Annotated in this window: 5 protein-coding genes; all 5 read right to left on the reverse strand. The window is 37.3% G+C overall.

The window, feature by feature from the left end; all coding sequences use genetic code 11:
- Positions 1 to 180: 180 nt before the first annotated feature.
- The 5 genes from AC25Y6_RS19500 to trhO all read right to left on the reverse strand — a co-directional run bounded on the left by AC25Y6_RS19500 (position 181) and on the right by trhO (position 6928).
- Positions 181 to 1587, reverse strand: a complete 1407-nt coding sequence (locus tag AC25Y6_RS19500) for a SpoVR family protein (protein WP_488144192.1) — start codon at positions 1585 to 1587, stop codon at positions 181 to 183.
- On the reverse strand, positions 1584 to 2750 hold the full coding sequence (gene yhbH / locus AC25Y6_RS19505) for a sporulation protein YhbH (RefSeq protein ID WP_482100105.1): 1167 nt from the start codon (positions 2748 to 2750) through the stop codon (positions 1584 to 1586). Before yhbH ends, AC25Y6_RS19500 begins: the two co-directional genes overlap by 4 nt.
- Positions 2751 to 2843: 93 nt before the next feature.
- Complete coding sequence (locus AC25Y6_RS19510) at positions 2844 to 4739, reverse strand: PrkA family serine protein kinase (protein WP_482099733.1); 1896 nt, start codon at positions 4737 to 4739, stop codon at positions 2844 to 2846.
- Positions 4740 to 4836: 97 nt separating this feature from the next.
- The gene (locus AC25Y6_RS19515) at positions 4837 to 5691 is read right to left on the reverse strand and encodes a DUF368 domain-containing protein (RefSeq protein WP_482099734.1); all 855 of its coding nucleotides are present in this window, start codon (positions 5689 to 5691) and stop codon (positions 4837 to 4839) included.
- A gap of 262 nt (positions 5692 to 5953) precedes the next feature.
- The gene (gene trhO / locus AC25Y6_RS19520; RefSeq protein WP_488144193.1) at positions 5954 to 6928 is read right to left on the reverse strand and encodes an oxygen-dependent tRNA uridine(34) hydroxylase TrhO; all 975 of its coding nucleotides are present in this window, start codon (positions 6926 to 6928) and stop codon (positions 5954 to 5956) included.
- Between the last annotated feature and the right edge of the window lie 420 nt (positions 6929 to 7348).

Genomic DNA, 7348 nt, shown 5'->3' on the forward strand with positions numbered 1-7348 from the left:
TTGAAGCCGTGCCCGCGGAAAGCGTCCGCCTGGAGTGTAAATCAAGCTTTTATGATTTTAATACAAAATCCTCTATTATAGAATTGACTCAATCATCCATCTTTTTAATAAATCAGTCAACTATAACTGTGAAATTGAAATATCCCCCGACCGTTAATCCGATTGAGGGATAAGCTATTATTATACATACCTTCGATAGACCTTATTCCGATCAAATGAATACACAACTTGTAAATTCTCTACATATGTTTCTAAATGAACAATCCGTCCCCACAATTGATAAATATAAGGGAGTACGTTTTCCAAATACTTTAAATCTAGTTCGGTACCTTCGTATTTATGCACTAAATACAACTCTCCGTTTCGCAAGTAGTCACCATTCTCGACGACAATGAATGGAAACCCACCATTTACCCGCATAGAGACTAATTGGTTTCTGACATCTTCATAATCCTTGTTTGTAATTTCATAATTGCTTCCTTTTTTTTCAAAGAGATATAGGTCTTCCTTCTGTACCAACTCTTTTGTGACATAATTCCGGATAAATGATATATCAGATTCGACTTCCCTTACTTCAAAGATTTTCTCTCTACCGGAGTTTGGTCGAACGCCGAAACTCCTCATTTTTTCTGTTGGATGATTATATCTTTTTTCAATATCTTCATATATCTTCAATCCCAGATAGTAGGGATTGATCGTTGTTTTAGAGGGTTGAATAACATTGGCGTTTAGTGTAGCGAACTCAATTGTCTCATCTGTCGATAAATCCATTTCCCTTAGAATTTTCTGATGCCAAAATGATGCCCATCCTTCGTTCATAATTTTAGTTTCAAGTTGCGGCCAAAAATAGAGCATTTCTTCTCGCATCATTGTTAATATATCGCGTTGCCATTCCTCTAGTTCACGGCTATATTGCAAAATAAAAAGCAAGAGATCCTTTTCTTGATTTATAGGTGTTTTTTCCCCTACTTTATTCGCTGCTTTTTTGACAATTGGTTTTTGATCTATATTCCATAAATCATCATATGGTGTTTTGCGAATGATTTCTTCATCATCATCCAAGTTTTGTTCATCATCCCGACGTTGAGGTCTTAAGATAGATGGATCAATATGTTCTTGAATAGCCAGGACTGCATCTAAAAAGCGTTCAACTTCTTCTTTACCATAAACAGTTTCATAATTTGCAATTCGTTCTGCTGTTGCTGTCATACTCTCTACCATATCTCTTCTCGTATTTGAAAAACGGACATTGTTTTTGAAAAAATCACAATGGGCAAGTACATGAGCAACAATTAACTTATTCTGTATCAGGCTGTTCGTATCAAGTAGAAACGCATAACATGGATTTGAATTAATGACTAATTCATAAATTTGACTTAAGCCAAGGTCATATTGCAGTTTCATCTTATGAAATTGCTTTCCAAAACTCCAATGGGTAAAACGCGTAGGCATTCCATATGCACCAAATGTGTAAATAATATCAGCAGGACATATTTCATAACGCATGGGGTAAAAATCAAGGCCAAAACCAGTTGCAATTTCCGTAATTTCGTCAATTGCCCGATGAAGCGCTTTTATTTCCGTCAATCGAATCCCTCCAAGTTTTTATGGAAGAAACTTTTAAGTGCAAAGTAGACATCCCGTTTTTCTTTCAAAATATAATGACGGAATTTCGGATCATCGATTTTTTTAAAAGAAGACATCATTGTTGAAAAACGGTTATAAGCATTCACTTCTCCGTACCCAAACATATTGGATACAGCCATCAGTTCTTGAACGAGTTTTATGCATTTATCATTGTCAGATGACATATTCTCTCCGTCAGAAAAATGAAAAGGAAAAATATTATAACGTGCTGGATTATATTTTTGTTCAATTAACTCAAGCGCTTTTAGATACGCGGAAGAACAGATGGTTCCCCCACTCTCCCCTTTTGAAAAAAAGTCTTCTTCTGTAACAACTTTCGCCTCTGTATGATGCGCAATGAATTCAAATTCAACAGTTTCATATTTCGATCTTAAAAAATTGGCCATCCAAAAGAAGAAACTTCTTGCCATTGTTTTTTCAAAGTTACCCATTGATGCACTTGTATCCATCATTGCAAGTACAACTGCTTTGGACTCAGGTTTTTTGACATCATCCCAAGTCTTAAAACGTAAATCATCATTATGAAAAGGAGCTATTTCTGCTTTCCCCTTAATCGCATTCCTTTTGATGGCGGTTAATATCGTTCTTTTCTTATCAATGTTCCCGATAAGTCCCTTTTTACGAATATCATTAAACTCAATTTTTTCTGCTGTATTTTCAGCTTGTTCTTTTTGTTCTAGATTTGGTAATTCCATTTCACTAAATAAAGCATCCTCTAATTCAGCAATTGATACTTCAGCTTCATAATAATCTTGGCCTGCCTGGTCACCTGCTTGTTTCCCCGACCCCGCATCGCTTTTCCCTTTTGATCCATCTTTCGCAATTACATCGCCTACTTGACTATCTCCGTTACCTTGGCCGACATGTTTTGATTTTTCATGATTGTAACGGATTTTGTATTCATCTAGCGAGCGAATTGGTATTTTAATAACATCTTTTCCTTTTGACATGATAATACTTTCTTCACTGATTAAATCTGGTAAATTATTTTGAATAGCTTCCTTTACTTTATCCAAATGACGTTTCTGATCTTGATGCCCTTTTCGGTGGAGAGACCAGTTTTCCTGCGAGACAGCAAAATGTTCATTGTCTTTTTCATTCATCTTCATCCACACCCATCTTTTATACAATGTTTGCTGCTGATTTTAGAAAAGAACAAGACTAATGCTGCATCAGTCTTGTTCTTCTCCCTAAGATTACCGATTAAGCAGACTACCAACATAGCGTAATAATTCATTTGCAGATATAGAATTATATCCATATTCATCAATAAGCCTGGCAATTACTTCATTCACTTTTTTCAGATGCGATTCATCAGGTGTTTTAGATGAAGTCGTGATTTTGACGACATCCTTTAAATCGGCAAATAATTTCTTTTGAATGGCTTCCCGTAAACGTTCATGGGAATTATAGTCAAAACGCTTTCCACTTCTCGCATAGGCAGATAGTCGAATTAGAATTTCTTCTCTAAATGCTTTTTTAGCATTTTCCGATATCCCAATTTGTTCTTCAATGGAACGCATCAGTTTTTCGTCAGGATTCATTTCTTCTCCTGTTAAAAAGTCTCTTAGCTTATTTTTATTGCAGAAAGCCTCCACATTATCAAGATAGTTATCCATTAACGATATCGCGGACTCTTCATAAGAATAAACAAAAGCCTTTTGGACTTCTTTCTTAGCGATTTCATCGAATTCTTTCCGGGCGATAGAAATATAATTCATATATTTATCTCGGTCTTCCCTTGAAATTGAGGCGTGCTGATCTAAACCATCTTTCAATGACCTTAAAACGTCGAGTGCATTAATCGATGTTACTTCTTTACGGATGATTGCCGAGGATATACGGTTAATAACATAGCGCGGATCTATCCCGTTCATTCCTTCGTTCGGGAATTCTTTTTTCAGTTCTTCCACGTCAATCTCATTAAACCCTTCTACGTTTTCTCCGTCGTAGAGACGCATTTTTTTAACAACGTCAATTCCCTGCTTTTTGGAATCCTCTAGTCGCGTCAAAACTGAAAATATAGCAGCCACTCTTAATGCATGCGGAGCAATATGAACATGTGTCATATCACTCTCCTTAATCATTTTTTCATAAATGCATTCTTCTTGACTCACTTTCAAATTATAGGGAATCGGCATGACAATAATTCGTGAGTGAAGTGCTTCATTCTTTTTATTGGAAATAAAGGAACGGTACTCTGTTTCGTTTGTATGCGCGACAATCAGTTCGTCAGCACTTATTAAAGCAAATCTACCTGCTTTAAAATTCCCTTCCTGTGTTAACGACAATAAATGCCATAGAAACTTTTCGTCCAGCTTCAACATTTCTTGGAATTCCATCATTCCTCTGTTCGCTTTATTCAGCTCTCCATCAAAACGATAGGCACGTGGATCCGATTCGGAACCAAACTCAGCAATTGTCGAGAAGTCGATGCTCCCAGTTAAATCGGCGATATCCTGTGATTTAGGATCTGAAGGTGTAAAGGTTCCAATTCCTACTCGTTTGTCTTCCGAGAAGAAAATGCGTTCCACCAGGACATTTTCGATTTCTCCATCGTATTCTTGTTCTAACCGCATCGCATTCAATGGTGATAAACTGCCTTCAATGCGAACACCATAGCTTTCGAAGAAATCTTTACGCAAATATTGTGGTATCAAATGTAGTGGGTCTTCATGCATTGGACAGCCTTTTATGGCATAAACCGCACCCGCATCTGTTTTGGAATAACTCTCCAAACCCCGTTTTAATAATGTAACGATTGTAGATTTTCCCCCACTAACGGGGCCCATTAACAATAATATCCGTTTACGAACCTCTAATCTTTTTGCAGCTGGATGAAAGTATTCTTCCACCAGTCTTTCTATGGACTCTTCAAGTCCAAAAATCTCTTTCCCAAAAAACTGATAAAGTCTATTACCATCTTTTTCAATCAATCCTGAGCTTTTAATCATATTATAAACCCGTGAATGTGCTGTTTGTGCGACTTCTTTTCTTTCTTTCACAATGGCCAAGTAATCTGCGAATGTGCCTTCCCACTTAAGCTTGTTTTCTTCTTCTCGGAAGCTTCTCACTTTGTTTAAGATATCCATCAATTTCCCTCCAGTCAGGGCATGGTTTTATCCATAGTATGCAAAGAAGGGAATTATAATGCCGAACAAAGCGAAAAGTGCCGCATCCAGAAACGATTCAATCCGTTTCAGATGCGGCACTTTTCTTGTAATTGACGTTAGGAACTTTAGTAAGTGAACTGAACATATTCGCAACCATCAGACCTGTATAAAGAGCAATAATACTCAAGACAAACGGTGTTCCACTTTCAGGGATACCTGGATAGATGACGAATAACGAACCAATAATAAGCCCTATAATTACTGCGAATGAAAGATACTTAAAATGCTCCAACAAATAGCTAACAGCTTTACTACTGACGATGAATCCAACCATTACACCTGCACCGAGTACGGCGATAATAGGGAAATTCAAATTCGATAATGCTCCAATTGCTGTCGAGTAGACACCTAAAATTAGTAAGATGAGCGAACCGCTAATACCAGGCAACAACATCGCAATACTCCCCGCCCAACCGGCTAAAAAAAGCCCAATAGTATTTGAAGCTGTCAAGTTTGTAATGGCTGTCGTATCTTGCGGTTTCATAAAGGCAAGTGAAGCTAGTGCAACACCGACAAGTAGAATGAGCAAGAAGTGTTTCCAGGTGAAATTCTTTTTGACACCTGCTTTTTTTGTAATGAAGGGAAGTACACCAAAAACCAGTCCCATAAAGAAAAAGTGTGTGGGTGCAGAGTAATTTACTAATAAATATTCAATCACTCTGCTGAATAGTAAAAGGGTTACTCCAATACCGATGCCCAAAGGCAATAAGAAACCAATATATTTTTTCCAATGGCGGCTAAAAAGGCCACTGATTGACATTAATAATTCATCATAAATCCCTAAGATGAACGAAATCGTTCCCCCGCTCACTCCCGGTATTAAATCGCTGATTCCCAAAAAGAATCCACGATACAAATTTCTCCATTGCATAAATAATGATCCTCCAATATCAATTGAATGCTCTCATTATAACATTATGTTCTTTTAAAAAGTATGGACAGAAATGGCAAAGTAAGCACTATACAATGTTTAGTACTTATTCCCTCTATTGCCATTGAATCCATTCCGTTTAGAGGAATAACCGCTCCTTATTTCTTGCATTGATTTCAGCTGCTTGGATAAATAAGTACACCATTCTTCATCATAACAAAAAATCGCCTAAACAGAATTACAATTGTTTAGGCGATTTTAATTATAGCGCGTGAGTTTTATTTCGGTGTAATTCGATAGCTTCCATGCGCATGTCATATTCTTCCACGGTCAAGTTATGTTCAACGAAGTAACGGTTGCGCGGATGTGTACGACATTCATCCGTACAACTACGCATATACAAATGCTCGTTTTCTTCGGAACAAATGATTTTCGCGTTACATACAGGGTTCGCACAATTTACATATCGCTCACACGGTGTACCATCGAAATGATCACGGCCTACGATTACATGCTCTACCTGATTGATTGGAACAGCGATACGTTCGTCAAAGACATAACATTGTCCGTCCCATAGCTGACCTTGAGCAACAGGGTCTTTTCCGTAAGTGACAATTCCGCCATGCAATTGTCCAACATCTTCAAATCCTTCTCGAACAAGCCAACCAGAGAACTTCTCACAACGAATACCACCTGTGCAATACGTTAGAATTTTTTTCCCTTCGAACTGTTCTTTATTAGTACGAATCCAATTTGGCAAGTCTCGGAAATTTTCGATTTCAGGACGAACCGCACCACGGAAGTGTCCTAGGTCAAACTCATAGTCATTACGTGCATCGATAACAACTGTATCTTCATCTTGCATCTGTTTAAAGAACTCTTCAGGACTTAAATAGTTACCCGTCAATTCATTTGGATCAATATCATCTTCCAAACTCATATTGACAAGTTCTGCTCGCTCGCGGACGTGCATTTTTTTAAATGCATGTTCGTCTGCAATGTCGATTTTGAAAGCAATGTCTTTGAATCGTTCATCATTCTGCATCATTTCCATATACCTGTCTGTTTGTTCAACGGTTCCAGAGCATGTACCATTAATTCCTTCATTTCCTGCAAGAATTCGACCTTTCAAGCCGATTTCATTACAAGCTTTCAAATGCTCAATAACAAATGTTTCAGGATCTTCAATCGTTACATATTTATAATATAGAAGAACCCGGAATGTACCTTTTTCCATTTTTTCCAACCACCTTGTTTTTATAATTGCATGTTATAGCAACAACCGGCTCGAATAATTCACAAATAATTGTAAACATACAAAAGCGCACCCGTATTTGCAAAATAAGGGACTGAGATATTATATCACAAGTTAACACGTAAAAAAAGTATTTTTAATGTAAACAAGTTACCTATATATGATAAATAATGGAAATGATTAGAAAGCCCATTAATACTGCTTCTGCGCTTTGCGGATGCCTCCCGCGATAGTCAATGTTAGATATCGCATTTCGTTATCGAGGATTAAATAGGTAATTTAGAGTGCCATAAAATGAGAAAATGTGATCAAAAAAATATCCCTGTACAAGGAATGAAATAGATTTCCTCCTAATACCGCTTCGCCGCTTTGTGGATGCCTCCCGCGATAAGCCGGAAAGAA

This window comes from Sporosarcina sp. Y1004 (assembly GCF_057669665.1).

Coding starts and splice junctions, on each gene's coding strand:
- yhbH (WP_482100105.1), bottom strand. CDS start 2,750: ATGAATGAAAAAGACAATGAACATTTTGCTGTCTCGCAGGAAAACTGG.
- AC25Y6_RS19515 (WP_482099734.1), bottom strand. CDS start 5,691: ATGCAATGGAGAAATTTGTATCGTGGATTCTTTTTGGGAATCAGCGAT.
- trhO (WP_488144193.1), bottom strand. CDS start 6,928: ATGGAAAAAGGTACATTCCGGGTTCTTCTATATTATAAATATGTAACG.
- AC25Y6_RS19510 (WP_482099733.1), bottom strand. CDS start 4,739: ATGGATATCTTAAACAAAGTGAGAAGCTTCCGAGAAGAAGAAAACAAG.